Raw genomic sequence first — 289 nt, 5'->3', positions numbered from 1 at the left:
CCAGGGCTACACACGTGCTACAATGGCGCGTACAAAGGGCTGCAAGCTAGCGATAGTGAGCGAATCCCAGAAAGCGCGTCGTAGTCCGGATTGGAGTCTGCAACTCGACTCCATGAAGTCGGAATCGCTAGTAATCGCGAATCAGAATGTCGCGGTGAATACGTTCCCGGGCCTTGTACACACCGCCCGTCACACCATGGGAGTGGGTTGCACCAGAAGTAGATAGCTTAACCTTCGGGAGGGCGTTTACCACGGTGTGATTCATGACTGGGGTGAAGTCGTAACAAGG

The 289-nt window shown here is 54.7% G+C and carries 1 rRNA gene; it reads left to right on the top strand.

Annotated elements, in window-relative coordinates:
• Window positions 1-289: ribosomal RNA gene (locus J9885_RS14115) — 16S ribosomal RNA — on the top strand; the annotation flags it as partial.

The organism is Aeromonas sp. SrichE-2G, assembly GCF_017939565.1.
GTDB lineage: Bacteria > Pseudomonadota > Gammaproteobacteria > Enterobacterales > Aeromonadaceae > Aeromonas > Aeromonas taiwanensis.
This window is presented reverse-complemented; position numbering and strand designations above follow the sequence as displayed.